The organism is Amycolatopsis melonis, from assembly GCF_040064235.1.
GTDB classification, from domain to species: domain Bacteria; phylum Actinomycetota; class Actinomycetes; order Mycobacteriales; family Pseudonocardiaceae; genus Amycolatopsis; species Amycolatopsis melonis.
Window position 1 is genome coordinate 268,178 of the sequence record NZ_JBDZYD010000005.1, and the last position, 26,995, is coordinate 295,172.

The 26,995-nt window shown below is 71.8% G+C and carries 27 protein-coding genes and 1 tRNA gene; 13 read left to right on the forward strand and 15 right to left on the reverse strand.

Annotated features, from left to right (window positions below):
• Positions 1–14 precede the first annotated feature (14 nt).
• From ABJI51_RS15170 to ABJI51_RS15200, 7 genes are read right to left on the reverse strand one after another with little or no spacing between them, the layout of a single operon-like run.
• Positions 15–578, reverse strand: coding sequence for a hypothetical protein (locus ABJI51_RS15170; protein ID WP_348951270.1), 564 nt, complete (start codon positions 576–578; stop codon positions 15–17).
• The gene (locus ABJI51_RS15175; RefSeq protein ID WP_348951272.1) at positions 575–1,933 is read right to left on the reverse strand and encodes a hypothetical protein; all 1,359 of its coding nucleotides are present in this window, start codon (positions 1,931–1,933) and stop codon (positions 575–577) included. The genes ABJI51_RS15170 and ABJI51_RS15175 overlap by 4 nt, the downstream gene beginning before the upstream one ends.
• Positions 1,933–2,727 (reverse strand): ABC transporter ATP-binding protein, encoded by a 795-nt coding sequence (locus ABJI51_RS15180; RefSeq protein WP_348951274.1) that lies wholly within the window; start codon positions 2,725–2,727, stop codon positions 1,933–1,935. The genes ABJI51_RS15175 and ABJI51_RS15180 overlap by 1 nt, the downstream gene beginning before the upstream one ends.
• An 11-nt stretch (positions 2,728–2,738) precedes the next feature.
• A complete protein-coding gene (locus ABJI51_RS15185) occupies positions 2,739–3,521 on the reverse strand; it encodes a zf-HC2 domain-containing protein (protein ID WP_348951276.1) in 783 nt (260 codons plus the stop codon).
• On the reverse strand, positions 3,518–4,066 hold the full coding sequence (locus ABJI51_RS15190; RefSeq protein ID WP_431605611.1) for an RNA polymerase sigma factor: 549 nt from the start codon (positions 4,064–4,066) through the stop codon (positions 3,518–3,520). The genes ABJI51_RS15185 and ABJI51_RS15190 overlap by 4 nt, the downstream gene beginning before the upstream one ends.
• Before the next feature lie 51 nt (positions 4,067–4,117).
• On the reverse strand, positions 4,118–5,044 hold the full coding sequence (locus tag ABJI51_RS15195) for a nucleoside triphosphate pyrophosphohydrolase (RefSeq protein ID WP_348951278.1): 927 nt from the start codon (positions 5,042–5,044) through the stop codon (positions 4,118–4,120).
• Positions 5,041–6,078, reverse strand: coding sequence for a hypothetical protein (locus ABJI51_RS15200; RefSeq protein WP_348951279.1), 1,038 nt, complete (start codon positions 6,076–6,078; stop codon positions 5,041–5,043). Before ABJI51_RS15200 ends, ABJI51_RS15195 begins: the two co-directional genes overlap by 4 nt.
• 85 nt (positions 6,079–6,163) lie before the next feature.
• Here ABJI51_RS15200 and ABJI51_RS15205 point away from each other — a divergent pair, with 85 nt between their 5' ends.
• Positions 6,164–6,562: a hypothetical protein gene (locus ABJI51_RS15205; protein ID WP_348951280.1), complete on the forward strand. Its 399-nt coding sequence runs from the start codon at positions 6,164–6,166 to the stop codon at positions 6,560–6,562.
• A gap of 92 nt (positions 6,563–6,654) precedes the next feature.
• Here the strand turns inward: ABJI51_RS15205 and mfd are convergent, their stop codons facing one another.
• Positions 6,655–10,209 (reverse strand): transcription-repair coupling factor, encoded by a 3,555-nt coding sequence (mfd, locus tag ABJI51_RS15210; RefSeq protein ID WP_348951872.1) that lies wholly within the window; start codon positions 10,207–10,209, stop codon positions 6,655–6,657.
• A 211-nt stretch (positions 10,210–10,420) separates the two neighbouring features.
• The gene (locus ABJI51_RS15215; RefSeq protein ID WP_348951282.1) at positions 10,421–11,338 is read right to left on the reverse strand and encodes an LLM class flavin-dependent oxidoreductase; all 918 of its coding nucleotides are present in this window, start codon (positions 11,336–11,338) and stop codon (positions 10,421–10,423) included.
• Between the two features lie 75 nt (positions 11,339–11,413).
• Here ABJI51_RS15215 and ABJI51_RS15220 point away from each other — a divergent pair, with 75 nt between their 5' ends.
• A complete protein-coding gene (locus tag ABJI51_RS15220) occupies positions 11,414–12,187 on the forward strand; it encodes a helix-turn-helix domain-containing protein (RefSeq protein WP_348951283.1) in 774 nt (257 codons plus the stop codon).
• On the opposite strand, the gene ABJI51_RS15225 is transcribed toward ABJI51_RS15220, so the two are convergent.
• Positions 12,163–12,666 (reverse strand): DedA family protein, encoded by a 504-nt coding sequence (locus ABJI51_RS15225; RefSeq protein WP_348951285.1) that lies wholly within the window; start codon positions 12,664–12,666, stop codon positions 12,163–12,165. The genes ABJI51_RS15220 and ABJI51_RS15225 overlap by 25 nt on opposite strands.
• Complete coding sequence (locus ABJI51_RS15230) at positions 12,638–13,234, reverse strand: class I SAM-dependent methyltransferase (RefSeq protein ID WP_348951287.1); 597 nt, start codon at positions 13,232–13,234, stop codon at positions 12,638–12,640. The genes ABJI51_RS15225 and ABJI51_RS15230 overlap by 29 nt, the downstream gene beginning before the upstream one ends.
• A 153-nt stretch (positions 13,235–13,387) precedes the next feature.
• Between ABJI51_RS15230 and ABJI51_RS15235 the strand changes: the two genes are divergently transcribed.
• Genes ABJI51_RS15235 through ABJI51_RS15250 form a run of 4 tightly spaced genes read left to right on the forward strand, consistent with a single transcriptional unit; the run spans position 13,388 to position 17,228 of the window.
• Positions 13,388–14,485, forward strand: a complete 1,098-nt coding sequence (locus ABJI51_RS15235) for a sensor histidine kinase (RefSeq protein WP_348951874.1) — start codon at positions 13,388–13,390, stop codon at positions 14,483–14,485.
• The gene (locus tag ABJI51_RS15240) at positions 14,482–15,138 is read left to right on the forward strand and encodes a response regulator (protein WP_348951289.1); all 657 of its coding nucleotides are present in this window, start codon (positions 14,482–14,484) and stop codon (positions 15,136–15,138) included. Before ABJI51_RS15235 ends, ABJI51_RS15240 begins: the two co-directional genes overlap by 4 nt.
• A 46-nt stretch (positions 15,139–15,184) precedes the next feature.
• Positions 15,185–16,030: an alpha/beta fold hydrolase gene (locus tag ABJI51_RS15245; RefSeq protein ID WP_348951291.1), complete on the forward strand. Its 846-nt coding sequence runs from the start codon at positions 15,185–15,187 to the stop codon at positions 16,028–16,030.
• A gap of 16 nt (positions 16,031–16,046) precedes the next feature.
• Positions 16,047–17,228 carry a PQQ-dependent sugar dehydrogenase gene (locus tag ABJI51_RS15250; protein WP_348951293.1) on the forward strand — a complete coding sequence of 394 codons (1,182 nt, stop codon included), beginning with the start codon at positions 16,047–16,049 and terminating at the stop codon, positions 17,226–17,228.
• Between the two features lie 223 nt (positions 17,229–17,451).
• On the opposite strand, the gene ABJI51_RS15255 is transcribed toward ABJI51_RS15250, so the two are convergent.
• Positions 17,452–18,180, reverse strand: coding sequence for an SDR family NAD(P)-dependent oxidoreductase (locus tag ABJI51_RS15255; RefSeq protein ID WP_348951294.1), 729 nt, complete (start codon positions 18,178–18,180; stop codon positions 17,452–17,454).
• A gap of 30 nt (positions 18,181–18,210) precedes the next feature.
• Between ABJI51_RS15255 and ABJI51_RS15260 the strand changes: the two genes are divergently transcribed.
• Both ABJI51_RS15260 and ABJI51_RS15265 read left to right on the forward strand, forming a co-directional pair.
• Positions 18,211–18,714: an isochorismatase family protein gene (locus ABJI51_RS15260; protein ID WP_348951296.1), complete on the forward strand. Its 504-nt coding sequence runs from the start codon at positions 18,211–18,213 to the stop codon at positions 18,712–18,714.
• On the forward strand, positions 18,711–19,100 hold the full coding sequence (locus tag ABJI51_RS15265; protein ID WP_348951298.1) for an NUDIX hydrolase: 390 nt from the start codon (positions 18,711–18,713) through the stop codon (positions 19,098–19,100). The genes ABJI51_RS15260 and ABJI51_RS15265 overlap by 4 nt, the downstream gene beginning before the upstream one ends.
• Positions 19,101–19,107: 7 nt before the next feature.
• Here ABJI51_RS15265 and ABJI51_RS15270 read toward each other — a convergent pair whose 3' ends face one another.
• Positions 19,108–19,701 (reverse strand): TetR/AcrR family transcriptional regulator, encoded by a 594-nt coding sequence (locus ABJI51_RS15270; RefSeq protein ID WP_003062116.1) that lies wholly within the window; start codon positions 19,699–19,701, stop codon positions 19,108–19,110.
• A gap of 93 nt (positions 19,702–19,794) precedes the next feature.
• The gene (locus ABJI51_RS15275; RefSeq protein ID WP_348951300.1) at positions 19,795–20,760 is read right to left on the reverse strand and encodes an acyl-CoA desaturase; all 966 of its coding nucleotides are present in this window, start codon (positions 20,758–20,760) and stop codon (positions 19,795–19,797) included.
• Between the two features lie 190 nt (positions 20,761–20,950).
• On the opposite strand from ABJI51_RS15275, the gene ABJI51_RS15280 reads away from it, so the two are divergent.
• The 5 genes from ABJI51_RS15280 (at position 20,951) to ABJI51_RS15300 (ending at position 26,313) form a co-directional block, all read left to right on the forward strand.
• Positions 20,951–21,022, forward strand: a tRNA-Gln gene (locus ABJI51_RS15280).
• A gap of 91 nt (positions 21,023–21,113) precedes the next feature.
• Complete coding sequence (locus tag ABJI51_RS15285) at positions 21,114–22,808, forward strand: GGDEF domain-containing protein (protein ID WP_431605619.1); 1,695 nt, start codon at positions 21,114–21,116, stop codon at positions 22,806–22,808.
• A 107-nt stretch (positions 22,809–22,915) separates the two neighbouring features.
• Positions 22,916–24,388 (forward strand): bifunctional UDP-N-acetylglucosamine diphosphorylase/glucosamine-1-phosphate N-acetyltransferase GlmU, encoded by a 1,473-nt coding sequence (gene glmU / locus ABJI51_RS15290; RefSeq protein WP_348951302.1) that lies wholly within the window; start codon positions 22,916–22,918, stop codon positions 24,386–24,388.
• Positions 24,385–25,365 carry a ribose-phosphate diphosphokinase gene (locus ABJI51_RS15295; protein ID WP_348951304.1) on the forward strand — a complete coding sequence of 327 codons (981 nt, stop codon included), beginning with the start codon at positions 24,385–24,387 and terminating at the stop codon, positions 25,363–25,365. Before glmU ends, ABJI51_RS15295 begins: the two co-directional genes overlap by 4 nt.
• 138 nt (positions 25,366–25,503) lie before the next feature.
• Positions 25,504–26,313: an LLM class flavin-dependent oxidoreductase gene (locus ABJI51_RS15300; protein ID WP_348951306.1), complete on the forward strand. Its 810-nt coding sequence runs from the start codon at positions 25,504–25,506 to the stop codon at positions 26,311–26,313.
• Here the strand turns inward: ABJI51_RS15300 and ABJI51_RS15305 are convergent.
• Complete coding sequence (locus tag ABJI51_RS15305) at positions 26,307–26,948, reverse strand: NAD(P)-dependent oxidoreductase (protein ID WP_348951308.1); 642 nt, start codon at positions 26,946–26,948, stop codon at positions 26,307–26,309. The two genes, ABJI51_RS15300 and ABJI51_RS15305, sit on opposite strands and share 7 nt — an antisense overlap.
• Positions 26,949–26,995 lie beyond the last annotated feature (47 nt).

The following is a 26,995-nucleotide window of genomic DNA, read 5'->3' on the forward strand; positions in this document are numbered from 1 at the left end:
GGTACCGGAGCCGGTCAGCGGCGGCCGCCCCAGGCGGTGTAGGCCGCCGCTCCCATGACCGCCAGGGTCACCGCCGTCCAGGTGGCCGCCGGGGTCTCCCGCGGCTGGAGCAGCCAGGCCGCGATGTGGCTGGTTGCCGAGCCGTCCTGCGGGACGAACGGGCTGATCGCGCACCACAGCAGCGGGAGCGTCCAGCCGAACTGGCCGCCCGCCGTCGTCGCCGCCAGGCCCGCCAAGCCCGTCAAGCCCGCCGCGTCGCGCAGGATCACTCCCGTGTCCACAGTGGACAAGCCAAGCTCCTGGACGCCGAGGACCAAGGCCCCGGCCAGGACGCCGATCAGCGCGAGGTGCGCGAACCGCCGGACCGGCCACGGCAGGGCCGCCGTCCGGTCGAGGCCGGGGTCCTGGCCGCTCAGGCCGATTGCCGCCACCGCGACCGCCGCGGCCAAGGCCAGCAGGGCCTGGGGCAACGTCCAGTCGTCGCCGGACAGCAGCCACACCGCGACCGTGCTCACCACCACCGCCGTGACCGCGGCCGGGACCTGCCGAGAACGCGCGTAGAGCACCGCCCACCTCATCGCATCGTCCCCGGCACCAGCGTGTTGAGCGGGTCTCCCTGACACGTCAGCAACGCCTGCCGCAGCGCGACGATCCGCGCGAACTGCACGTCCGGTGGCAGCGCGCGGAACTTCGCCCACGCCTGCTCGATTTCCCCGCCCTGCCGGAGGAACCAGTTCCGGGAGAACTCGGGCAGCGGCCGCAGCTCCCCGGTGAAGTACGCCGCCGCGATCATCCGGGCCCCCATGTCGGACACGCTGCCGGTGTTCACCGCTTCGCAGGACGGCACCCCCGCGCCGGACAGCACCGCCGTCTTCAGGTCGCTCGCGTCCGCCGTCAGCAGGGCTTCATGGCGCTGGAAGTCCAGGTAGACGACCTCGGGGTCGCGCCGCGGCACGGCGCGGGGCAACGTCGGTTCCGTCTGCTCCTCGATGCGCTTCGGCGCGCCGGGCAGTTTCGCCAGCAGTGCCAGGGCTTCCCGGCCCGGACCGGCCAGCGCCGTCATGCGGTCCGCGTGCATGCGGCTGAGGCAGATCGGGCCGTCGCACTGCTTCCCGGCCGCGAACTCGTCCAGCGTGAGCGCGTCCGCGGGCACCGGCGGGAACAGCGGCAGCGCGATCGCCGCCCCCGCAACCAGTGGCAGCAGGCTCAGCAGCCGGGCCCGGACCGAGTCCGCGGCCAGCAGGAGGAACGCGGTCGCGGCCAGGCCCAGGAACCACACGAGTTGGCCGACGTCCAGCGACGTCGTCGTGGTCGTCATCGCGCCCCGCGGTTCGGCGAGGGCCGGTGCCAGCGGACCCATCCGGGTGGGCAGGACCGAGTGCAGGCCTGGTTCGAGTGCCATCCAGCACAGCATCGACGCGACCAGCGTCAGCACGGCCACCGCGGGCGCCGCCAGCGGGTGCGGCACCAGCCGTCCGATCGCGAGGCCGAGCCAGCTTCCGGCGACGACGGCGAGCAGCCCGACGGCGAGCACCGGCACGAAACCCGCCGAGAAGTACCCGCCGTGCGCGAGCACCTCGACCACGCCGACGGCGAACACCACCAGCAGGCCCAGCGCGCTCAGCCCGCCGACCGCGACGGCGAGCCGCGCCGTGCGGTGCCAGGCGGGCCGGGACGTCGTCGCCAGCAGCTCGGTCATGCCCGACCGGCTGTCGCGCATGCCCTGGATCGCCCCGGCGCCGACCACGATCGGCCACAGGAACACCATCGTGTTCCGCTGCCACAGGACCGCGGTCGTGGTGTACCCCGTCCACGGCGCCGGCACCTTCCACCACGGCCCGGACAGCAGGAACAGGAAGCCGAGCGCCACCCCGGCCACCGCCAGCCCGGCCCAGGGCGCGATCGAGCGCCGGAGTTCGGTGCGCAGGATCATCACCACGCCCCCTTGCCCGGTTCGTGGTGCAGCAGCGCCGAATATCCGCGTTCGATCGGGCTGTCGCCGACGTGCTCCGCGGTGCCCGCCGCCGCCAGCTCGTCCGGCGTGCCCTGGAACACCAGCTTTCCCTCGGCGAACAACACGACGTCCGAGCACGCCGTGGCGACGTCTTCGACCAGGTGCGTCGAGATCAGCACGCACGAGTCCCGGCCCAGTTCCCCGACGAGTTCCCGGAACCGCACGCGCTGCGCCGGGTCGAGCCCGGCCGTCGGCTCGTCGAGCAGCAGGATGTCCGGGTCGTTGACGATCGCCTGTGCGATCCCGACGCGCCGCACCATGCCGCCGGAGAGCGTCTTCATGCGGTCGTCGGCCCGGTCGGCCAGCCCGACGCGTTCCACCGCCCGCTGCACCGCACCCGGGATGTCCTCTTTGGACACTTCCTTGAGCCACGCCATGTACTCGACGAACTCCCGGACGGTGAACCGCTTGTAGTACCCGAAGTTCTGCGGCAGGTACCCGATCCGGCGGCGCAGCGCGCGCTGCCCGCCGGGCGGCGTGCCGAGCAGCGTCAGCCTGCCCTCGGCCGGGCGCAGGACCGTCGCCAGCGCCCGGATCAGCGTCGTCTTGCCCGCGCCGTTGGGCCCGAGCAGGCCGTGCACTCCCTTGCCGAGGGTCAGGTCCAGCCCGTCCACGGCCATCTTCCGGCGCCCGGCCCGCACCTTCAGTCCCTCCGCCTGGATTTCCCAGGCGTAGGTCGTCGGCGCGACTTCGGCGGCCCCCACTGCGCGCATGTCATTCCTCCCTAGTGATGGGCGCCGAGCCGGGTGAAGGCCGTCCTGCGCAGGACGACGACCACCGTGGTCAGCGCGAAGATCCCCGCCCACACCGGCAGGGCACCGGCACCGAGCGCGAACGTCCGTCCGGGATCGGCAAAAGTCGGCAGCACGACGACGGCCGCCCACACCGCGATCAGCGCGTACGCCGCCCGGCTGATCCCCACCAGCCCGCCGAGCGCGAGCGTGCCGGTGGTGAACGCCAGGCTCGGCAGCAGCCACAACGCGGGCGCGGTGCCGGTCAGCCACCCGGCCACGCCGAGCACCGGCAGGACAACGGCGAGCACGGCAACCGTCCGCCGCACGACCAGGTAGAGCCCGGCCCGCGGAGTGGCGGTGACGACCTCGTAGGCCGGATCGAGCCCCCGCGCCCACGACGCGGCAACCCCGAGCACCGGCAGGACGGGGGCGAACAGCTGCACAGCGGTGACGTCGAGCACCGACCGCCAGACCTGATCGAGCAGGACGGCGGCGAGCATGACGAGCGCGATCATCGCCAGCCACGGCGCCATCGCGGGCGTGACCCAGCCGACGGGCCACCGGGACCGGCGACGCGCCTGGGTCACGGGCAACTCGGCCGCGAGCCGGGTCCAGACGACGTCGACCACGGGCCCGACGGGAGCGACGTCGGCCAGCCGCGCCCGGCACGGCGCGCAGGTCTCGAGGTGGGCTTCGAGCGCCCACAGCTCGTCGCCCGGGAGGTCGGCTCCTGTCGCGTACGCGGCAATCAGCCGCTCCGATGCATGGCTCACGACAATGCCTCCCGCATCGCGATCCGCGCCCGGCGGGCGCGGGTCTTGACGGTTCCTTCCGGCAACCCCAGCAGGACAGCGGTTTCCCGGACCGTCAGCCCGTCGAGCACCATCGCCTGCAGCACCGCCCGCAGCTCCGGCGCAAGCTCGCGCAGCGCGGCGCCGACCTCGTCACCGACCGTCTCGGCCAGTGCCTCCTCTTCGGCCGCCGGTGCCACGTCGAAGGCCACCTCCGGGGGTGGCTGGGCGTGGTGTGCCCGCCGCCGGAAGGCGTCGACCAGCCGGCGCGCCGCGATCGTCCACAGCCAGCCCACCGCGCTCCCGCCGGTGGCGGCCCCGGCGAAGGAGCCTGCCGCCCGCCAGACCGCCAGGTATGTCTCCTGCATGACCTCGGCGACGACCTGCTCGTCCGCGCACCGGCGGCGCAGGCGCACGGCCAGCCACGGCGACGTGCGGCGGTAGAGCTCCTCGAACGCCGCGCGGTCACCCTTGGCCGTGCGGCGGACGAGATACTCCTCGTCGGGCTCGTGTCTCACACCAGGCAAGACGCCGGATGATCCGGAACGGTTCTCACCCGGATGTGTGCTGCGTCACACCTACCGCGACGGCCAGAACTTCCGCCAGCCGTCGGCTTCCAGGGTCGTCGGCTCCAGCCCGGCGTCCCGGGCGGCCTGCTCGGCGGCCCGGACGTCGCTCGCGAACTGCTTCGCCAGCGCCCGCAGCTCACCTTCGGGGTCGACACCCGCGCGGCGTGCCGTCGCCGCGATGCGGAACAGCTGCGCGGCCGCCCCGGTGCCTTCGGGGAACAGGTCGAGCGGGATGCCCGCGCGGCCGGACCGCTGGCCCAGCTTGCCCGCCAGCGCGACGGCGGGCTGGCCGAGCGCCACGCCGTCCACAATGGACATCCGTTGCTTCTCGCGCTGCTTCTGCTCTTCCCAGTTGACGTTCTGGTGCTCGACGGTGTGCACCTTGTCCGCGCCGGCGAACACGTGCGGGTGCCGTCCGACCAGCTTCGTGACGAGCGCGGCCGCGACGTCGTCGATGCCGAACGGGTCCGCGGGGTCCTCGGTGGCCAGTCGCGCGTGGAAGAGCACCTGCAGGAGGACGTCGCCCAGCTCCTCGCGCAGGGCTTCGCGGTCGCCGTCCTCGATGGCGTCCAGCAGCTCGTAGGTCTCCTCGACCAGGTACTGCTTCAGCGATTCGTGCGTCTGGGCCGCGTCCCACGGGCAGCCGCCCGGCGAACGCAGCCGGTCCATCACCTCGGCCGCCTCGACCAGCGGCGGCGCCGGGGTCTCGATGACCACCGCGCCGGTCGCGATGAGCAGCGACGCCGCCGGCTCGTCCGTCGACCCGGCGAGCAGCACGACGTCCTTGAGCGACGGCGCTTCGGTGATGGCCGGGACGCCGAACGCGGCCGGGTCGACGTCCGTGGCCGCGTAGACCTCGGAGGACTCGCGCAGGATCTTGAGCGCCGCGCCGGGCAGCGTCGTCCCGCGGACGACTACGACAACCCCCGTGCTCACTGCTGCGCGGGTGCGGCACCCCGCAAGGGCAGCACGAGGCCCTTGGTGGCGTCCTGGTTCGGCGCGAGGTTCATGCTCACAACATCCCACACGCCGTACCGGGGGTTGACGCGCAGCCCGGTCTCGGCGAGGTACGGCTGGAGCAGCCGGGTGCCGATCGAGGTCAGCTGGGTGGCCGACGGCGTCTGCGGCTTGTCGTCGGACGGCACCGCCTGGTCGGTGCCGCGGGCCCGGATGACGAAGACGAACCAGTCCGGGCGCTGCGGCTGCTGCGCCTGGAACACGAGGATGCTGTTCTTCTCCGTGCCGAACAACGGCGTCTGCGCCAGGCCGAGGTACTGCGAAGCACCGAAGAGCTCGGACGCCTGCCCGGCGGTGAAGCTGCCCGGCGCGGCAGGCATGCCCATCTGCTGGGCCTGCTGCGCCTGCTGGGCTTCCTGGTTCGCCTGCTGGATGGTCGCCGGGATCTTGCCCGGGTCGGCAGCGAACTGCTTCGCGAGGTCGAAGGCCCGGGCGCGCGCGTCGGCGTCGGTGTCGCTCGCGGCGCTGATGCCGACGTAGTCCGCGCCGACGGTGAGCTTGGGCAGGTACTTCTGGGCGAGCTGCTGTTCGAGGGCGACGTCGCTCGCGACCTCGGTGCGGTCACGCAGCTTCGCGACGATCTGGGTGACGGCGACCTGGTCGCCCTGCCCGGTGTCGGTCACCGGAGCGGAGGACTCCTGCGCGACGAACCCGGCAACCTTCGCCGGGTCGGCGACGAGGCCTTCCTTCTCCGCGGCGCGCGCGGTCAGCTCGTGCAGCACCGTCTGCCGAACGATCTCCCGGCCGAGCAGGTCGAGCTTGTGCTCACGGGCGAGCTTCTGCGCATACGGGTCCTGGCGGACGGCCTGGTCGATCATCGACTGGACCTGGTCGAGGCCCACCGAGTGGTCGCCGACGATGACGGCACTGCCGACCTGGCTGGGACCCGAGCCACACCCGGCGAGCAGAAGTGCACCGGCAACGACCGCGACCAGCGCGCGAGGGCGCCCCATGATCCGCATCACAGCGCATACCCTCTCACATCATCGCCCCCGAAACGCAACACCCATGCGGTGTCGGCGGCAGTAATGTCGACATATGGACCAGTGGCTGACGATCGAGGTGTTCGACGGCGAGCACTCGGCGTCGCGGTGGCGGCTTTCCCACGGTGACGCGCTCACCGAAGCAGCGCTGACGAACGGGGCGGAGCAGTGGGTCTGGCACGAGCACCGGTGGGGTGTGGTGCTGGAGATCGAGTTCGCGACCGAGGAACGCCGGGACGCGTTCCGGGCATTGCCGGTGGTGACGGCGGCCTTGGACGCCGTCCCGGACCCGGTGCTCGGACTGCTGGTGTACTCCGGACGCGGCGGCGGGGCGGGATCGCGCATGCCGCGCCGTCCCCGGCCGCTGCCGATGGCCGGGGCCGGCGCGGTGCCGGTTCCCGCGGAACGGGTGCGGATAGGGCTGGCCGAGGCGCTGCCGCCGATGTTCGGCTGAGCGGGTCTGCCGTGGGTTGTCGTGAGTGGTAATTCGGGTTAGAACCCTCATTACCACTCACGACGAGCTGCGGCAGACCACGCACCGCCCGGCTACACGGCAGCCGGTTTCTTCGTCAGCTGGACCAGCAGCTTCGTGCACCAGTCCAGGAGCTGCTCGTCCCGCAGCGTCGGCGCGCCCATCCGGCCGCCCGCCGGGCCCTCCGTGGGCTTCGGCACCGACACCGTGTTCGTCACCGCCTTGAACACCGCCTTCGGGTACAGCCGCTTCAGGCGCACCAGCTGCGAGTCGGCCAGGGGCAGCGGGGCGAACCGGATCGTGGTGCCCTGGACCGCCACCTCCGTCACCCCGGCCTCGCGGCACGTGTGCCGGAACTTCGCCACCGCCAGCAGGCGGTTGACCGGCGCGGGCGGCTGGCCGTAGCGGTCGATCAGCTCTTCGCGGACCGCGTCGAGGCCTTCCGTGTCCGGTGCCGCCGCGATCTTGCGGTACGCCTCCAGCCGCAGCCGCTCGCCCGGGACGTAGTCGTGCGGGATGTGCGCGTCGATCGGGAGGTCGACGCGGACCTCGGCCAGTTCCTCGTCCTCCGCGGGCTCCGCGCCCGCGTGCCGCCGGAACGCGTCGACGGCCTCGCCGACCAGCCGCACGTAGAGGTCGAAGCCGACGCCCGCGATGTGCCCGGACTGCTCCGCGCCGAGGATGTTGCCCGCGCCGCGGATCTCGAGGTCCTTCATCGCGACCGCCATGCCCGCGCCCAGCTCGGTGTTCTGCGCGATCGTCGCGAGCCGGTCGTGCGCGGTCTCGGTCAGCGGCGTCTCCGGCGGGTACAGGAAGTACGCGTACCCGCGCTCGCGCCCGCGCCCGACCCGGCCGCGCAGCTGGTGCAGCTGGGCCAGGCCCAGCAGGTCGCCGCGCTCGACGAGCAGCGTGTTCGCGTTCGAGATGTCCAGCCCGGTCTCGACGATCGTGGTGCACACCAGGACGTCGTACTCGTTCTCCCAGAAGCCCTGGATGATCTTTTCGAGCTTCTCCTCGTTCATCTGCCCGTGCGCGGTGACGACCCGCGCCTCCGGCACCAGCTCGCGGATCCGCCGCGCCGCCTTCTCGATCGAGGAGACCCGGTTGTGGACGTAGAAGACCTGGCCGTCGCGCAGCAGCTCGCGCCGGATCGCCGCGGCGACCTGCTTGTCGTCGTACGCGCCGACGTAGGTCAGGATCGGGTGGCGGTCCTCCGGCGGGGTCAGGATCGTCGACATCTCGCGGATGCCCGCCAGCGACATCTCCAGCGTGCGCGGGATCGGCGTCGCCGACATCGTCAGCACGTCGACGTGCGTGCGCAGCGCCTTGATGTGCTCCTTGTGCTCGACGCCGAAGCGCTGCTCCTCGTCGACGATGACCAGGCCGAGGTCCTTGTAGCGGATGCCGGTCTGCAGCAGGCGGTGCGTGCCGATCACGATGTCGACGTCGCCGCTGGCGAGCTGTTCCAGGATCGCGTCGGACTCGGCCTTGTTCGTGAACCGCGACAGGCCCTTGATCTTCACCGGGAAGGAGCGCATGCGCTCGGTGAAGGTGTTCAGGTGCTGCTGGGCGAGCAGCGTCGTCGGCACGAGCACCGCGACCTGCTTGCCGTCCTGGACCGCCTTGAACGCCGCCCGCACGGCGATCTCCGTCTTGCCGTAGCCGACGTCGCCGCAGATCACGCGGTCCATCGGGACGCCGCGCTCCATGTCCGCCTTGACCTCGTCGATCGCGGCGAGCTGGTCGTTCGTCTCGGTGAACGGGAAGGCGTCCTCCAGCTCGTGCTGCCACGGCGTGTCCGGGCCGAACGCGTGGCCCGGCGCGGCCTGGCGCGCGGCGTACAGCTGGACCAGCTCCGCGGCGATCTCCTTGACCGCCTTCTTGGCCTTGGCCTTGGTGTTCTTCCAGTCGGAGCCGCCCAGCTTGTTGAGCGTGGGCAGCTCGCCGCCGACGTACCGGGAGACCTCGTCGAGCTGGTCGGTGGGCACGAACAGCCGGTCGCCGGGGTGGCCGCGCTTCGACGACGCGTACTCCAGCACCAGGTACTCGCGGGTGGCGCCGGCGACCGTGCGCTGGACCATCTCCACGAACCGGCCGATGCCGTGCTGGTCGTGCACGACGTAGTCGCCCGCCTTGAGCGCCAGCGGGTCGACCGCGTTGCGCCGCCGGGACGGCATCTTCGTGTTGAGGTCCTTTGTGGACGTTCCGGCGCCCGCGCCGCGGCCGGTCAGGTCCGACTCGCTGAGCACGACGAGCGCGCGCTCCGGCGAGACGAACCCGTCGGTGAGGCCGCCGCAGGTGACCGTGACCATGCCCGGCGCCGGTGGGGTGGCCAGCCCGTCCGCGGCCTGCGTTGCCGGGACGTCGGCGCCCGTCAGCTGCTCGACGGCCCGCGCCGCGGTGCCCTGGCCGGCGACCACGAGCACCGCCGTGCCGCCCGCCGCGGTGTGCGCGCGCAGGTCCGTCGTCGCGCGCTCGAGCTCACCGCGGTACGCGGGCGCGGCCTCGACCGAGACGCGGTAGGTGTCGGGGTCTTCGCTGGTCAGCTGGGTGAGCGTCCACCAGGCACGCTTGGTGTCCTGTGCGTGCGAGGCGATCTCGTCGAGCCCGCGGTACGCGGACGCGCCGAGGTCGATCGGCGCCTGCCCGCCCGCGGCGGCCGTCGTCCAGGACGCTTCGAGGAACTCCTGGCCGGTGCGGACCAGGTCGGCGGCGCGGGCGCGGATCTTCTCCGGGTCGGTGAGCAGGACGTGGGTGCCCGCCGGCATCGCGTCGGTGAGCAGCTCCAGCTCGCCTTCGCAGAGGACCGGGATGAGTGCCTCCATGCCCTCGACCGGGATGCCGCCGGCGAGCTTGGTGAGCATCTCGGCCAGGTGCGCGTCGGCCTCGTAGGTCTTCGCCAGCTCGGCGGCCTTCTCCTTGACCGGCGGCGTGAGCAGCAGCTCGCGGCACGGCGGCGCGGTGACCCGCGGGATCTCGCCGGGCAGCGACCGCTGGTCGGAGACGGCGAACGCGCGGATCTCGCTGACCTCGTCGCCCCAGAACTCGACGCGGACGGGGTGCTGCGCGGTCGGCCCGAACAGGTCGAGGATGCCGCCGCGGACGGCGAACTCGCCGCGTTTCTCGACCATGTCGACGCGGGTGTAGGCCAGCTCGACGAGCCGTTCGAGCAGCTCGTCGAACGGCGTCTCCTCGCCGACGACCAGGTCGATCGGCTGCAGCGAGCCGAGCCCTGGCGCCATCGGCTGGATCAGGCTGCGCACGGTGGCGACGACCACGCGCAGGTCGTCGTCCCCCGTCTTCAGCCGGTGCAGCACCTCGAGGCGGCGGCCGACGGTGTCCGCGCGCGGGGAGAGGCGTTCGTGCGGGAGGGTCTCCCAGCTCGGGAAGTCGGCGACCCGGCGTTCGCCGAGCAGGGCCTGGAGCGACGCGGTCAGCTCGTCGGCCTCCCGGCCGGTGGCGGTGACGGCGAGCACGGGCTTGCCGGCGCCGTCATCGGCGGCGAGGGCGGCGGCGACGAGCTGCCGCGCGGCGATCGGGCCCTGCAGCTCGAGCAGCGGCGCACCGGCGCGCTCGACCACGCCGCGCAGGGCCGGGTCGGGAAGGATGGCGGTGAGGAGTCCGGACAGTGGAGCGTCGGTCACGGTCCCAGCCTACGTGCCACCCCCGACAAGTTTCCGATCACGGCTGGTCGCAGCCCGGACCCCCGGGCCGGACCGGGTACGCCGCGGCGGGCGGCGACGGCATGAACGACTCTTTCACCTCGCCGGATGGCATGAAAGAGTCGTTCATGCCATCCGGCGAGCCCGGCAAGCGTCACCGAGCACCCCACGCAGGTGGTCAAGAGCGCAGCAGGTGCACCACCTCCGCCAACCGGGGCAGCTGCTCGTCGAACACCTTCGGCTCGGTACTCGCGATGCGCAGCAGGAAGTGCTCCACGCCTTCGTACTCCCGCAGCCGCGCGGCGACTTCCGCGGCGCTGCCGGTCACCTGCATCTGGATCCGCTGCACGAAGCTCGCCGGGCGGCCGTAGTTGCGTTCCGAGTACTCCTCCAGCAGCGCCTGCCCGCGCGCGGGATCGTCCTCCACCAGCACGGTCGCGAACAGTGCGGGCGTCACCGGACGCGTGGCCAGCGACCGGATCCTGGCCAGTCCCGAGCCGTAGTCCGCCGGGTCCGGCGGGTACGGCAGCCAGCCGTCGTACAGCCTGCCCACCCGCTCCAGCGCGCCCGGCGTGTACGCCGCCAGCCACACCGGCGGGCCGCCCGGCCGGGCCGGGGCCGGGAACGACGGCAGGGAGTCGTGGTGTAGCACCGATCCGTGGAAGGACGTCGCTCCGCTCCACACCGCCCGCCACAGCGCGACGATGTCGTCCAGGCGCGCCCGGCGCCGCTCCCACGAGACACCCGCGAACGCGAACTCCGGCTCGCTGCGCCCGGCGAAGCCCGCGCCGACCGCCACCGTGAGGCGGCCGCCGCTCAGCAGGTCGATCGACAGCAGCTGGTTCGCCGTCAGCAGGGGATTGCGCAACGCCGGGAGCAGCGCGGACGTCCCCAGCATCACCCGGGAAGTGCGGGCGGCGAACGCGGACAGCATCGTCAGCGCGTCCAGCGGCGCGCGGGCGAGGGTGTCGCCCACCCACACCGAGTCGAGGCCGAATTCCTCCGCGGCGACGGCGGCGTCGACCAGCTCGGGCGCGGTCCGCCCGGCGTCGAGGATGGGCTGGTAGGTCGGCACGACCAGGCCGTAGTTCGTCATGCCCGCAGCCTCGCCGGAACCGGGGTATGCCCTCAATTCCCTGTCGGGAATGGCGCGGCGGAGCAGGATGAACCCGTGGACTTCGGAACAGCGCTCAAGGACTGGCGCACCCGCCGCCGGATCAGCCAGCTCGACCTCGCGGTGCGCGCGGGCACGACGCAGCGGCACATCAGCTTCATGGAAAGCGGGCGCTCGGTGCCCGGCCGCGGCATGGTGCTGCGCGTCGCCGAGTCGCTGGAACTGCCGCTGCGCGAGCGCAACGGCCTGCTCCACGCCGCAGGCTACGCGCCGACGTACCCGGAGACCCGGCTCGACGACCCCGCGATCAGGCCGGTCCTCGACGGGCTGCGGCGGCTGCTCGACGGCCACCGCCCCTACCCCGCGATCGTCGTCGACCGCTACGGCACCCTCGTCGCGAAGAACGACGGCTTCGCCCTGCTCACCGAGGACGTCGCACCCGAACTGCTCGAAGAGCCGGTCGACACCCTGCGGCTCGCGCTGCACCCGCGCGGGATGGCGCCGCGCGTCCGCAACCTCGACGACTGGGCGCGGCACATCCTCGAACGCCTCCGCAACGACCTGGCCCGCCTGCCGGACGACCGGCTCGCGCGCCAGCTCGCCGAGCTGGAGGGCTACCTGCCGCCCCAGCAGCCGCCGAAAGCCGACCACCTCGGCTTCGCGGTCCCGGTCCGGCTGTCCACTTCGGCCGGTGAGCTGCGGCTGATCACCGCGATCACGACGTTCGCCACGGCCGCCGACGTGACGGTGTCGGAACTGAAGCTGGAGACGTTCCTGCCCGCCGACGCCGAGACCGCGGAACGGCTTCACACCACCCAAGCCGTCGTGTGACCGACGAGCAGCTCCGCGCCCGCCCACACGACCGCCGCCACCACGCTGCCCGCCGCGAACCGGCCGTAGGGCATCGCCGCCGAGCCCGCCACCCGCGGCACCAGCGTCCGGACCCCGGCCAGGCAGCGGCCCGCGATCACCGCCGGGACGCCGTAGCGGGCGACCGCCGCCTCCGCGCGATCCCAGCGGTCCTCGCCGATGCGGCGCGCCAGCCGGGACCGGCGCAGGCGCGGTCCCCAGTGCCGTCCTTCGAAGTACGCGAGCTGGTCGCCGAGGACCGCCGAGGCCACCGCCACCGCCAGCGCGAGCCCGAGGTGGAGCGTGCCGCGCTCGGCGAGGAAACCCATCAGCAGCAGGGTCGACAGCGTCGGCAGCACGATTCCCGGCAGCAGCGCGGTTTCCGCCGTGATCACCAGCGCGCAGACGAGGTAGACGACGGCCGGTGGCGCGTCAAGCAGCGGCCGCAGCAGGCTGTCCACGCCGGTTCCTTCCCATCGCCACCGGCAGCGCCGCGCGGTAGACGAGCGCGGGCGGCAGGTTGCCCCAGACGACCGGAGTCCGTTCCACCACCGCGAAACGGCTGCGCAGCAACGCGGCGAAACGGCGCGCCGGCGGTGTCCAGGCCGCGTGGGCGTACGCGAAGGTCGTGAACCGGCCGTTCGGGGCCAGCGCTTCGGTGACCGCGCCGAGGATGGCCTGCTGGCGGGCCGCGGTCATGGCCGTCCACGGCAGACCGGAGACGACGACGTCCACTCCGGACAGCGCGAGGTGCTCCGCCGAGCCGGTGACGACCTCGGCCCGCGGAAAGCGCTCGCGCAGCGACGCGGCGAAACGCGGGTTGATCTCCACGGCCGTCAGGCGCGCTTCGGGGCGGAGCATCGCGAAGACCGCTTCGGTGAAGACGCCGGTGCCGGGGCCGAGTTCCGCGACCAGCGCCGCGGTTTCCAGGCCGAGGCCCGCGGTCATCGCTTCGGCCAGCCGCGGCGAGCTGGGCGCGATCGCGCCCGTCAGTACCGGGTGGCGGAGGAATTCCCTGGTGATCGACATGGTCCCGACGCTAGGAACGGCCGTCGTGGCCGCGAATCCGTCGCGGCGCCGGGTCATGTCCTCCTGAGGGAGGACACGGTCGGACCGAAGGAAGGACGCCACGGGCCCGCCCCGCGCGTTACGTTCGGTGGCGTGGAAAGACTCGTGAAGTGGATGCGGCGGCACCGGTGGACAGTGGACCTGCCGCTGTACGCCGTGTTCCTCTTCCTGGCCCCGAACTGGACCGGCGCCGGCCCGTACGCGGTACGCGCGATCCCGATGCTGTTCCTGCTTCCCCTGCTGGCCCGGCGCCGGTTCCCGCGTACGGCGGCGGTGCTGATCATCGCCGGGGCGGCGGTGGTGTACTTCAACGAGATCTGGGCGTACGACCGCGGCCGCACCGAGCTGGCCATGGCGGTGGTGCTGTTCAACCTCGTGAAGCTGGGCGACCGGTGGTTCGCCGGGGCGACGGCGGTGGCGATCTTCGTGCTGGGCTGGCAGTGGGGTTTCCTGTGGGGCACCTACACCGACAACCCGACCGCGACGATCGTCGGGATCTGGCCGATGCACATCGCGGCGTGGGCGCTCGGGGAGTTCTTCCGCACCAAGGAAAAACTCACCGCGGAGGAAACGAAACTCGCCGACGCCCAGTCCCGTGCCGCGGTTGCCGAGGAGCGGGCGCGGATCGCGCGCGAGCTGCACGACGTGCTGGCTCACAGCATGACCGTGATCGTGCTGAACGCCGAGGGGGCGAAGCTCGCCCGGCACCGCGATCCCGAGGCCGTCGGCCGCACGCTCGACACGATCGGCCGCACGGGCCGGGACGCGCTGGGCGAGCTGCGGCGGCTCCTCGAAGTCCTGCACGCCGGGCAGGCGGCGCGCAGTCCCCAGCCGACGCTCACCGAGCTGCGCGGGCTGGTCGCCCAGTCCGGGCGGGACGTCTCGCTCGACGTCACCGGCGACCCGGGCGACCTGCCCGCGAGCGCCGCCCTGCAGGCGTACCGGATCGTCCAGGAGGCACTGACCAACATGATCAAGCACGCCCCGGCCGACGCGACCGGCCGCGTCAGCGTCGCCTTCGAGCGGCCGCGGATCCGGATCGAGGTGACCAACACCGGCGGCGGGACGGCGCCCGTGCCCGCGCTGCCGTCGTCCGGGCGCGGGCTGACCGGGATGCGCCAGCGCGTCGAGATGTACCACGGTGAGCTGTCCACCGGGCCGTTGCCCGACGGCGGGTACCGCGTGCGGGCCAGCCTGGTGGTCCAGCCGTGACGACCCGGATCCTGCTCTGCGACGACCAGCAGCTGGTGCGCGTCGGGCTGCGCATGATCATCGAGAGCCAGGACGACCTCGCCGTCGCGGGTGAGGCGGTCAACGGCGAGGAAGCCGTCGCCATGGCCCGCGAGCTGCGGCCCGACCTGGTGCTGATGGACGTGCGGATGCCGGTGCTCGACGGCGTCGCGGCCACCCAGCGGATCTGCGCCGAGCTGCCGGACGTGCACGTCCTGATCATCACGACCTTCGATCTCGACGAGTACGCCTACGCCGCGCTGCGGGCCGGGGCCGGCGGTTTCCTCGTGAAGGACGCGCCGTCGGAGGAGCTGCTCGTCGCGGTCCGCGGCGTGCTGCGGGGCGATTCGATGGTGTCGCCGTCGGTCACCCGGCGGCTGCTGGACCGCTACCTCACCGACGAGCGCGACCCGGCCGACGTCGCCCGGCTCGACGTCCTGACCGAACGCGAGAAGGACGTCCTGGGCCTCATCGCGCGCGGGCTGTCGAACGGCGAGATCGCCGCGAAGCTCTACATCGGCGAGACGACGGTGAAGACGCACGTCGGGCGGATCCTCGGGAAGCTGCGGCTGCGGGACCGGGTGCACGCGGTCGTGTTCGCCTACGAGTCCGGGTTGGTGCGACCAGGTACCTGATCACTCCCTATTTATCCCCTTGATGGGGTCGTTTAGAGTACTTTGCATGACGATCTACAAGTCCGAAGCCGGAGCGCGGCTGCTGCGCGAGCGCTACCTCGAAGCCCTGCAAACCTGGCCTGTCCCCCGCGAGGAGGTTTACGTACCGACACCCGAAGGCGAGACGTTCGTGCTGACCTCGGGCCCGCCGGGCGCGCCCCCGCTGGTGCTGCTGCACGGCTCCGGCAGCAACTCGGCGGAATGGGTGCCGCGGATCGCGTCGCTGGCCGGGCGGTTCCGGGTGCACGCGGTCGACGTCATCGGCGAGCCCGGCCTGAGCGCCGAGACGCGGCCGCCACTGGGCACCGGCCGGTACGCGCAGTGGCTGGACGCCGTGCTCGACCACCTGGACGTGCCGAAGGCGGCGTTCCTGACCTCGTCGTTCGGCGGCTGGCTCGCCCTGGACTACGCGACGCGGCGCCCGGACCGCGTCGCCGCGCTGGCGTTGCGCTGCCCGGTCGGCCTCGGCCCGATGAAGAAGGGATTCGTCGTCAAGGCCGTGCTGCTGTCCCTCCTCGGTGAGAAGGGGCGGCGGAAGTCCGTCGCGGACACGATCGGCGCGGACCCTGACTCGCCGATCGTGGCGCACCAGCTGCTGGTGTCCGCGCACTACCGGTACCGCACCGGCCCGTTCCCCGTCTTCGGCGACGCCGCGCTGGGCCGGCTGACCATGCCGGTGTACGCCGTCGCCGGCGCCGAGGACGCGATGGTCGACTCCGCGACGACGAAACGCCGTCTCGAAGCGGCAGGCGCCGTCGTGGATCTCGTGCCGGGCACCGGGCACTACATCCCCGGCGAAGCGGACCTGGACTTCCTGACCAGGACGGTGGCGAACGGCGATTTCACCCCTTAGTGGCAGGATGTGCCGTATGCGGCGTGTCCTGGGTCTCATCGGTGCGGTGTCCCTGCTGGTCACCGGCTGCTCGGGGGCGGCGAGCGAGCCCGTCCAGAGCGTCCCGCCCGCGGCGACGCCGTCGGCCACGAGCGGGAAGTTCAAGGTCGAGACGGTGACCGCCGGGCTCGAGCACGGCTGGGACGTCGGCTTCCTGCCCGACGGCGGCCTGCTCGTGCCCCAGCGGCCCGGCAAGCTGGCGCTGGTCCGGGACGGGAAGGCGGCCGAGGTCCGCGCCGACTTCTCCGACGTCCTCGTCAAGGGCGAAGGCGGGCTGCTCGGCCTGGCCGTCAGCCCGGACTTCGCGACCAGCCGCGAGTTCATCACCTGCCAGGACCACCAGGAGGGCGGCAAGGCCGTCGACATCCGGCTGGTCACGTGGAAGCTGGCCGAAGACGGCGCGAGCGCGGCGAAGGTCAAGGACCTGCTCACCGGGCTGCCGGTGAACCCGAGCGGCCGCCACTCCGGCTGCCGCCCGACGTTCGCGCCGGACGGCGCGCTGCTCGTCGGCACCGGCGACACCGCCCGGGCGTCGATCGCCCAGGACCGTCATTCGCTTGGCGGCAAGGTGCTGCGGCTGGACGCCAAGACCGGGAACCCGTTGCCGGACAACCCGTTCATCGGCTCGGCCGACCCGCGCGAGCGGCTGATCTACACCTACGGCCACCGCAACGTCCAGGGCGTGGCGATCCGGCCGGGCAGCGGGCAGGTGATCACCGCCGAGCACGGGCCGTCGTTCGACGACGAGGTCAACCTGCTGAAGCCGGGCGGCAACTACGGCTGGGACCCGTCGAAGGGCGGCACGGACACCAGCTACGACGAGAGCGTGCCGATGACCGACCTCAAGCGGTTCCCGGACGCGGTCAGTCCACTGTGGACCTCGGGGAAGATCACCGAGGCGATCTGCGGCGCGGCCTTCCTGACCGGCGCCCAGTGGGGCCCGAACGACGGCGCACTCGTCGTGACGGCGCTGAAGGGCCAGAAACTCCTGCTGTACCACCTGGACCCGGCGGGCAAGGTCCTCCAGGTGACGCTGCCCCCGGAGTTCGACGACAAGTTCGGCCGCCTGCGCGCGGCCCGCACCGGCCCGGACGGCGCCCTGTACGTGACGACGTCGGACGGAACGGACGACAAGCTCCTGCGCGTCACACCCGCCTGATTCCGGGCGGCGATCATGAAAACTGCACGGCCGCCGGATGCCCTGGACACTTCCGCCACGACGGCCGGCAGCGGACCATGGTCGGTGACGGAGTTTTCGCCCGCCCCCGACGCGTGTTGGACGCGGTCCGAAGAAAGCGTTCCCGCGGCAGCACCGCGCCGGTCCCCGGACGCCAACGCCGACCTGGCGGCCCGGGGACCGGCATCCAGCCCGAGTGATCCGGCTATTTGCCCAGGTGAGCCCCGCCGTTGACGTGCACCACCTGACCGGTGACGTGCCCGGCGGCGGGGCTCGCCAGGAACGTCACCACCGCGGCGACGTCGTCGGGCGTGCCCGGGCGCTTGTTCATCGTGTTGCCGATCAGCCTCTCGCGGCGCCGGTCGCTCAGCTGCCCGTGGAAGAACCCGGTGTCCTCGACCAGCCCCGGCGCCACGACGTTCGCGGTGATCCCGCGCGGCCCGAACTCCCTGGCCACGCTCACGTTCCAGCCCTCCACCGCGGCCTTCGCAGCACCGTAGGACCCGGCGCCGGTGTGCGCGGCGATCGAGCCGATCGTGACGATCCGGGCGCCGTCGGCGAAGCGGTCGCGCAGGGCCTCGGTCACCAGCGCCGCACTGACCACATTGGACCGCAGGTTCCGCTCGAACGCGGCCGCGAACGCCACGAGCCCGCCACCGTCACCTTCGCCGAGGAAATCCGTGTTGCCACCGGCGTTGTTGACCAGCACGTCGACCCGGCTGGGCAGCTCCCCCAGCGCGGCTTCGACGGCCGCGGGGTCGGCGGCGTCGAACACGACGGGCCGCGCGCCGATGAGCGTCGCCGCTTCGGTGAGCACCTTCTCGCGGCGCCCGGTGATCGTGACGCGCTCGCCCGCCGCCGCGAACGCCGCCGCGACGGCGTAGCCGATGCCGGTGCCACCTCCGGTCACCAAGACTTCCCTGTTTCCGCCCATGTCCTCGACCCTACTGCCTAGGATCGGGGCATGACCGAGATCGACCCGGCCACGTCCGCGCTCGTGCTGATCGACCTGCAGCGGCGGATCGTGGCGTTGCCGACCACGCCGTACACCGGCGAAGAAGTCCTGGCGAACGCCCTGCGGCTGCGGGACGCCTTCCGCAGGGCAGGCGCGCCGGTGGTGGTCGTGCAGGTGTCGCGGCCGGACAACCCGCCGGGCAGCGAACTCGCCTTCGACGCCGCCGACGACAAGATCGTCACGAAGTACACCATCGGCGCGTTCGCCGGCACCGGCCTCGACGAGTTCCTGCGCGCCAAGGGCGTCCGCACGGTGTACTTCGGCGGCATCGCCACGGAGTTCGGCGTCGAATCGACCCTGCGCGCCGCCGCGGACCACGGCTACGACACCGTCGCGGTGTCGGACGCGATGACGGCGTTGTCGGACATTTCGCACGAGAACGCGCTCACGAAGATCTTCCCGCGGCTGGGCACGGTCGTGACGACGGACGAGGCCGTGGCGGCGCTGGCGTGATCGACAAGATCGCCTGGATCCACCTGGTGGACGGCCGGATCCTCAGCACACGCTCCTGCGGCAAGGACGTCTGGTACCTCCCCGGCGGCAAGCGCGAGCCGGGCGAGTCGGACGCGGAAACGCTGGTCCGCGAGATCCGCGAAGAACTCGACGTGGAGATCACCCCGGAGTCCCTCACGGCGGCGGGCGTGTTCGAGGCGGAGGCACACGGCCACCCGGGCCGCACGGTCCGGATGACCTGCTACACGGCGGAATACCGCGGCACGCTCAAGGCAAGCAGCGAAATCGAGGAGCTGACCTGGCTCGCCTACGCCGACCGCGACCGGGTTTCCGCGGTGGACAAGATCATCTTCGACCACCTGCGCGCGGCCGGGCAGCTCACCTGACGCGGACTCAGCCCAGCCGCAGCTTCGGCTTGTGCTCCAGGTGGGAAAGCCCGTTCCAGGCCAGGTTCACCAGGTGCGCGGCGACTTCGTCGCGCTTGGGTTTGCGCGCGTCGAGCCACCACTGCCCGGTCAGTGCGACCATGCCCACCAGGGCCTGGGCGTACAGCGCCGCCAGTTTCTCGTCGTACCCGCGCGCCGCGAACTGCTGGGCCAGGATGTGCTCCACCTGGCTCGCGATGTCGTTGAGCACCGTGGAAAACGTGCCCGTGGAGCTGGCCACCGGGGAGTCGCGGACGAGGATGCGGAAGCCGTCGTGGGAGTCCTCGACGTAGGACAGCAGGGCCGTTGCCGCCTGTTCCAGCATCGCGCGGGGGTGGCCGCCGTGGAGGGTGGACACCATGCGGTCGAGCAGCAGCTGCGTCTCGCGGTCCACGACCACCGCGTAGATGCCTTCCTTGCCGCCGAAGTGCTCGTACACCACCGGTTTGGACACGTTGGCGCGGTGCGCGATCTCCTCGATCGACGTGCCGTCGAAGCCCTTTTCGGCAAACAGCGCCCGTGCCACGTTCAGCAGCTGCTGCCGCCGTTCCGTCCCGGTCATCCGGACCCTGGTCACCGGGGCGGCCGGACGCGCCCCGGTGACCTGCTCACGCTTCGAACGTCGTCTCCCCGCCATTCGGGGAAGCCTAGCTGGCTAGCCCTTTTCGGTGGCGATGCGGGCCAGCCGCTGCGGGGTCGGCCAGCGGACGTCGTGCACCCAGCCGAACTTCTCGAAGATCCAGATCAGCCGCGCGGAGATGTCGATCTGGCCGCGCTTGACGCCGTGGCGGGCGGACGTCGGGTCGGCGTGGTGCAGGTTGTGCCACGACTCGCCGAAGGAGAAGATCGCCAGCGGCCAGAAGTTGGCCGACTTGTCGCGCGCGGCGAACGGGCGCTCGCCGATCATGTGGCAGATCGAGTTGACCGACCAGGTCACGTGGTGCAGCACGCAGATGCGCACCAGCCCGGCCCAGAAGAACGCCGTCACCGCGCCCCACAGCGACCAGCTGATGAGCCCGCCGAGCAGCGCCGGCAGCGTCAGGCTGACCAGTGCCCACAGCCAGAACAGGTCGTCGACCTTCTTGATCGCCGGGTCCTTGACCAGGTCGGGCGCGAAGCGCTCGGCGTTGGTCTGGTCGCGCTCGAACAGCCAGCCCATGTGGGCGTGCCAGAAGCCCTTCGCGATGGCCCACGGCGAGGTGCCGAACGCCCACGGCGAGTGCGGGTCGCCGTCGCGGTCGGAGAACGCGTGGTGGCGGCGGTGGTCGGCGACCCAGGTGATCACCGGGCCCTGCAGGGCGATGCTGCCCGCGATGGCCATGAACACGCGCAGCCACTGCTTGGCCTTGAACGAGCCGTGCGTGAAGTAGCGGTGGTACGAGACGGTGATGCCGAGCCCGCTGACCGCGTAGAACACGACGAAGATGCCGACGTCGACCCAGCTCAGTCCCCAGCCCCACGCGAACGGCACGGCGACCAGCAGGGCCACCAGCGGCGCGATCACGCCGAAGTAGACCGACAGCTGCACGCCGATGCCGCGCTTGCCGTCGATGACAGGTTTGGGCCCCTTGGGAGCCGGCGGCTCCCCGGTGGGCTGAGAACGGTCGAGCGTGGCCGTCATACGCTTCACTTCTTCCTACACGGCGCCCTTTACCAAGGGGAACCTAACCTACGATGCCGTAAGTTACGGTACAGGAGGTTCGGTCGGCTGGGGAGTACCCGAACTCACACCGGCCTATCCGCCGGGCGGGCCGCTAACCGCATCCCCCGCGCGGACGACACCCGATCGTCGCTATCCTGACCAGGATCGATCCGCCGTAGTGTAATCGGCAGCACTTCAGATTTTGGTTCTGACAGTTCAGGTTCGAATCCTGGCGGCGGAGCAGACGGACCGAGACCCACGACCGGGGGAGGCTGGCGCTGACGGACGAGGCGACCGACCCGGGGGTGACCAGGCGGCCCGCGCTGGCCGAGATGTCCGACGCCTGGATCGTCGGGCGCGCGCGGGAGCTGAACGCCGCCGTCCAGCGGCACGAGTACACCCAGCAGCTCGAGATCGTCGAGATGCTGGACGAGCTGCTGGACGAGACGCAGCGGCGCGGTGAGCCCCTGCTCGTGGCCCAGCTGCTGCGGTCCTCCGCCCTCGCCCGGCTGGCCACCAGGGGCCTGGCCCCCGAGGCCGAGCCCCGGCTCGACGAGATGCTCGCGCACACCCGGCGGCACGGCATCGCCCTGCTGCGCGCGGACGCGCACGCGCTGCGCGGGCGGCGGCTGGTGATCGCCGCGCAGGAGGACGCCGCGCTGACCGAGATCGCCCGTGCCCTGGCCATCCTGGACGACTCGGCGATCCCCGACCGGCAGGTCGGGCTGCGCAGCTGGAACCGGCTGCTGGCCTCCACGCTGATCGACTGCTGGCTGGTGCTCAACCAGCTCGGCGTCTACGAGGCGGCCGAGGAGGTGATCGGCCGGGCGGCCGCGGCGATCCGCGAAAGCGCGAGCCCGCACGACATCGCCCTGCAGCTGATCAACCGGATCAAGATGCTGCTCGGCTGGGGCCTGCGGCTGGAGCGCATCGACGCCTACGACGAGAGCGCCGAGAAGTTCCGCACGGCGGCGTCGATGGGGGCCGCGGCCGAAGGCCCGTTCGCCGAGTCGCTGTTCCCGCGCAAGGCGAACGTCGCGGCGATCGACCAGGTCGGCGTCCTGGCCGCGGCACCGGCGCTGAACCAGCCGGGCCCCGAGCACATCGAGCGGCTGCAGAACCTCTACACCGAGCGCGCGTTCGGCCACGACCGCGAGATCGTCGCGATCGCGCTGGCGCGCTGCCTGGACAAGGAGGGCCGCCGCGAGGAGGCCCTCGCCGTCCTGCGCGAGACCCGCCAGTCCATCTCCGAGGACACTTCGCAGCCGTCGATGCGGCTGAACATCGCGCGCGAGCTGGCCCGGCTCGACACGAGCCCGGGCCACGGATCGGGCGCGAGCGAGTCGCTGATCGACTATGCGCGGCGCCTGGAGTCGGAGATGTGGAGCCTGCGCGAGTCGCAGATCGCCACGCTGAACGCCCGCCGCGAGCACGAACGGCTGTCCGCCGAGCACGGCGCGATCACCCAGCAGGCCCTGCAGGACCCGCTCACCGGCCTGCCGAACCGCCGCGCGCTGGACGAGAAGCTGCGCCAGCTCGCGTCCTCGGCCGACGCGCAGCCGCTGGCCGTCGCGCTGGTCGACCTGGACGGCTTCAAGGGCGTCAACGACAAGCAGTCGCACGCCGAAGGCGACAACGTGCTGCGTGTCGTGGCGAGCACGCTGCGCGACGCCCTCCGCGGTGACGACCTGGTGGCGCGCTACGGCGGCGACGAGTTCATCGTGCTGCTGCCGGGCACGCCGGCGTCCGCGGCGAAGATGGCGCTCGGCCGTGCCGTGAAGTCCGTCGCCAACCTGCCGCACCACCTTTCGCACGGCGTCACGCTGTCGATCGGGCTGGTTTCGCTGCGGCCGCAGGAGCGCGGCGAGCAGGTCCTCGCCCGCGCGGACGCGGCGATGTACCAGGCCAAACGCGGCGGCGGCAACCAGGTGGCGTCGGCGAACTCGATGGCGGCCGACCCGGCGGCGGCCTGGGCGAGCGAAGCCCCTCCTACCGACCCCGCGTGGGACGCCGACGACCACGGTTAGGATCGGTGCCCGACCAAGCGCCACTTTCACGTGAAAGTGACCTGGAGGGCGTCTCCGGATCACTTTCACGTGAAAGTGACGACCCGGAACCATCGTTGGGAGCGCCGTTGACCGGCCCGCTGAGCACACTGATCCTCGCCGCGGGTGAGGGGACCCGCATGCGTTCCTCGACCCCGAAGGTGCTGCACCCGATCGCCGGGCGCCCCCTCGTCGAGCACGCCGTCCGGGCCGCCGCCGGCCTGGACCCCGACCACCTCGTGGTGGTCGTCGGCCACGGCCGCGAACGGGTCGGCGAGCACCTTTCCCAGGTCGGCACCGCACTCGGCCGCGCGGTCGGCACCGCGGTGCAGGACCAGCAGAAGGGCACCGGCCATGCCGTGTCCTGCGCGCTCGCGACGCTGCCCGCCGACCTCACCGGCACCGTGCTGGTCAGCTACGGCGACGTCCCGCTGCTCGACACCGCCACCCTCGGCGCCCTGCTCGCCGAGCACACCGAGGCGAAGAACGCGGTCACCGTGCTCACCTCCGTGGTCGCCGACCCGACCGGCTACGGCCGGATCGTGCGCGACACCGCCGGCAAGGTCACCGGGATCGTCGAGCACAAGGACGCCACCCCGGAGCAGGCGGAGATCACCGAGATCAACTCGGGCGTCTACGCCTTCGACGCCGCCGTGCTGCGTGACGGCCTTTCGCGCCTGTCCACCGACAACGCGCAGGGCGAGCTGTACCTCACCGACGTGCTCGGCATCGCGAACGCCGACGGCCTGCACGTCGGCGCGCTGGTCGTCGACGACCCGTGGCTGACCGAGGGCGTCAACGACCGCGTCCAGCTGTCGGTGCTCGGCGCCGAGCTGAACCGCCGGATCGTGCAGCGCTGGCAGCGCGCGGGCGTCACCGTCGTCGACCCGGCCACGACGTGGATCGACGCGGGCGTGACGCTGGCCCGCGACGTCGTCATCGAGCCCGGCGTGCAGCTCAAGGGCTCGACGTCCGTCGGCGAGGGCAGCACGGTCGGGCCGGACAGCACGTTGACGAACGTCACGATCGGCGCGGGCGCTTCGGTCGTGCGGGTGCACGGCTCGGACTCGGAGCTGGGCGACGGCGTCAACGTCGGCCCGTTCACCTACCTGCGCCCCGGCACCAAGCTGGGGGTCAAGGCGAAGCTGGGCGCGTTCGTCGAGACGAAGGCCGCGGAGATCGGCGCGGGCACGAAGGTGCCGCACCTGACCTACGTGGGTGACGCCACCATCGGCGAGCACAGCAACATCGGGTGTTCCAGCGTGTTCGTGAACTACGACGGCGTGAACAAGCACCGGACCGTTATCGGGTCGTATGTCCGGTTGGGCGCGGACAACACCTTCGTGGCCCCGGTGCACATCGGTGACGGCGCTTACAGTGGTGCGGGTGCCGTGATCCGCGAAGACGTCCCGCCGGGCACACTCGCGGTGTCGGCGCCGCCCCAGCGCAACATCGAAGGCTGGGCGATCCGGCGCCGGCCGGGTACGCCCGCGGCGGAGGCGGCCCAGGCCGCGCTCGACGCCGATCCAGCAGCAGGAACCGACGGGGAGTCGCCAGCATGAGTCCGAAGCAAGGGACGCCGAAGAAGAACCTGATGCTCTTCTCCGGCCGCGCGCACAAGGAGCTCGCCGAAGAGGTGGCCCGCCACCTGAACGTGACGATCACCCCGCAGACGGCGCACACGTTCGCCAACGGCGAGCTGTTCGTCCGCTTCGAGGAGTCCGTCCGCGGTACCGACGCCTTCGTCATCCAGAGCCACACCACGCCCATCAACGAGTACGTGATGGAGCAGCTGATCATGGTGGACGCGCTCAAGCGGGCGAGCGCGAAGCGGATCACCGTGGTGATGCCGTTCTACCCGTACGCGCGCCAGGACAAGAAGCACAAGGGCCGCGAGCCGATCTCGGCGCGGCTGATCGCGGACATGTTCAAGACCGCGGGCGCCGACCGGATCATGACCGTCGACCTGCACACCGCGCAGATCCAGGGCTTCTTCGACGGCCCGGTCGACCACCTGATGGCGCAGAACGTGCTGGCCGACCACATCAAGGCGACCTACGGCGACGCCGACATCACCGTCGTCTCGCCGGACTCGGGCCGCGTGCGGCTGGCCGAGAAGTGGGCCGCCCAGCTGGGTGACCGCCCGATCGCGTTCATCCACAAGACGCGTGACCCGGACAAGCCGAACCAGGCCGTGGCCAACCGCGTGGTCGGCAAGGTCGAGGGCAAGCTCTGCGTGCTGATCGACGACATGATCGACACGGGTGGCACGATCGTGAAGGCGACCGAGGCCCTGATCGACGAGGGCGCGGCCGACGTCGTCATCGCCACGACCCACGGCATCCTGTCCGACCCGGCGACCGAGCGGCTGTCGCAGTGCAAGGCCCGCGAGGTGATCGTGACGAACTCGCTGCCGATCCCGCCGGAGAAGCGCTTCGAGGGCCTGACGGTCCTGTCGATCGCCCCGATGCTGGCCGAGGCGATCCAGCAGGTCTTCGAGGACGGCTCGGTGACGTCGCTGTTCGACGGCAACGCCTGAGGTTCCCGGAAAGCCTCTGAAGGCCACCATCAGGGCACTGGATGCCGTGATGGTGGCCTTCAGAGTATCCGGGGGGGTTCCTGCTGCGGGCATCGAAAGCCCGCGACCGGTCCCGGCGACGCGGCTAGCGTGCCGATCATGGGGAACTTCAAGTTCGGGATCAGCTTCACCGGGATCGGCAGCCGGGACGCCTGGATCGCCAAGTGCCGCCGCGCCGAGGAACTCGGCTACGACGTCATCACCGTGCCCGACCACCTCGGCACCGGGCGGTTCGCGCCCTTCCCGGTGCTGGCCATGGCCGCCGCCGTCACCGAACGGCCGCGGCTCGGCACGCTCGTGGCCAACGTGCCCTTCTACAACCTCGCGCTCTTCGCGCGCGAAGCGTCTTCGACGGCCGCGCTGCTCGACGGGCGCCTGGACCTGGGGCTCGGCGCGGGCCACATGAAAGCCGAGTTCGACGCATTGCCTACCTCGGCGAGAGCGTCGGCTACCTGCGGAAACACTTCGAAGACGAGGGCATCGGGCAACAGCGACGGCGTGCTGGACCTGGCCGCCGAGCACGCGGACGTCGTCGGGTTCGCCGGCCTGCGGCAGCAGCCCGGCAAGCCGCCGGGCACCTTCCAGCTCGACCTCGCCGAAGCGATGGACGAGCGCGTCGCGTACTTCCGGGCGAAGACCGGCCGCGCTGTCGAACACAACATGCTCGTCCAGCACGTCGAGGTCACCGGCGACCGGGAACAGGCCGCACGGGCCTGGCACGAGAAGACCGGCGGCCGGGCCGCCCCGGCCGCGCGCGACCTCCTCGACGCGCCGCAGCTTCTGCTGGGCACGGCCGAGGAGATCGCCGGGCAGCTGGTGGCGCGGCGCGAACGCTACGGCTTCTCGTACATCACCGTCTTCGAGCCGTACCTCGAAACGTTCGCCCCGGTGATCAGGGAACTTCAGTAGGCGACGGTGAACCGGGCCCGGCGGTGCTTCGGCTGCTCGATCTCGTCGACGTACGCGATCGCGTAGTCGTCGCCGCCGATGAAGGACCGGCCGTTCTCGTCGGTCAGCAGGATGTCGCCGCCGACGCGGAACTGGCCGGTGCGCTCGCCCGGCACCCAGGCGCCGAACTCCGCGGCCGGGCTCACGTAGAACCAGTCGAGGTCCTCCGGCTGCTCGCGCAGCAGGGCGAGGACCTCGGCGTGGTTGCCGGCCTCCTCCTTGTACTCGGCCGGGAACTCCGGGGTGTCGAACAGCCGCGGGCCGCCCTCGGCGACCAGCAGGCTCGCCGCGCCGCCCACGAACGACAGCCGGACGCCGTTCTCGCGCGCGATCCGGACCAGCGCGGGCACGGCGTCGATCAGCTTCTTGCCCTCGATCTCGCGGGCCGGGGTGGCGACCACGATGACGTCCGCGTCCTTGGCGACCTGCGCGACGAAGTCCTCGTCGTGCAGCGAGCCCTGCCGCTCGTCGACGCCGTCGGGGACCGAACCCGCGTGGCGCGCGACCCCGACGACCTCGTGGCCGCGGCGCAGCGCCTCGGCGCCGATCTTGCCGCCGGCGTAGCCCGTCGCCCCGAAAATTACCAGCTTGGCCATGGGATCTCCTCGTTCGTCGTCGGCCCTTCGCGGCCGATGCTAGGAAC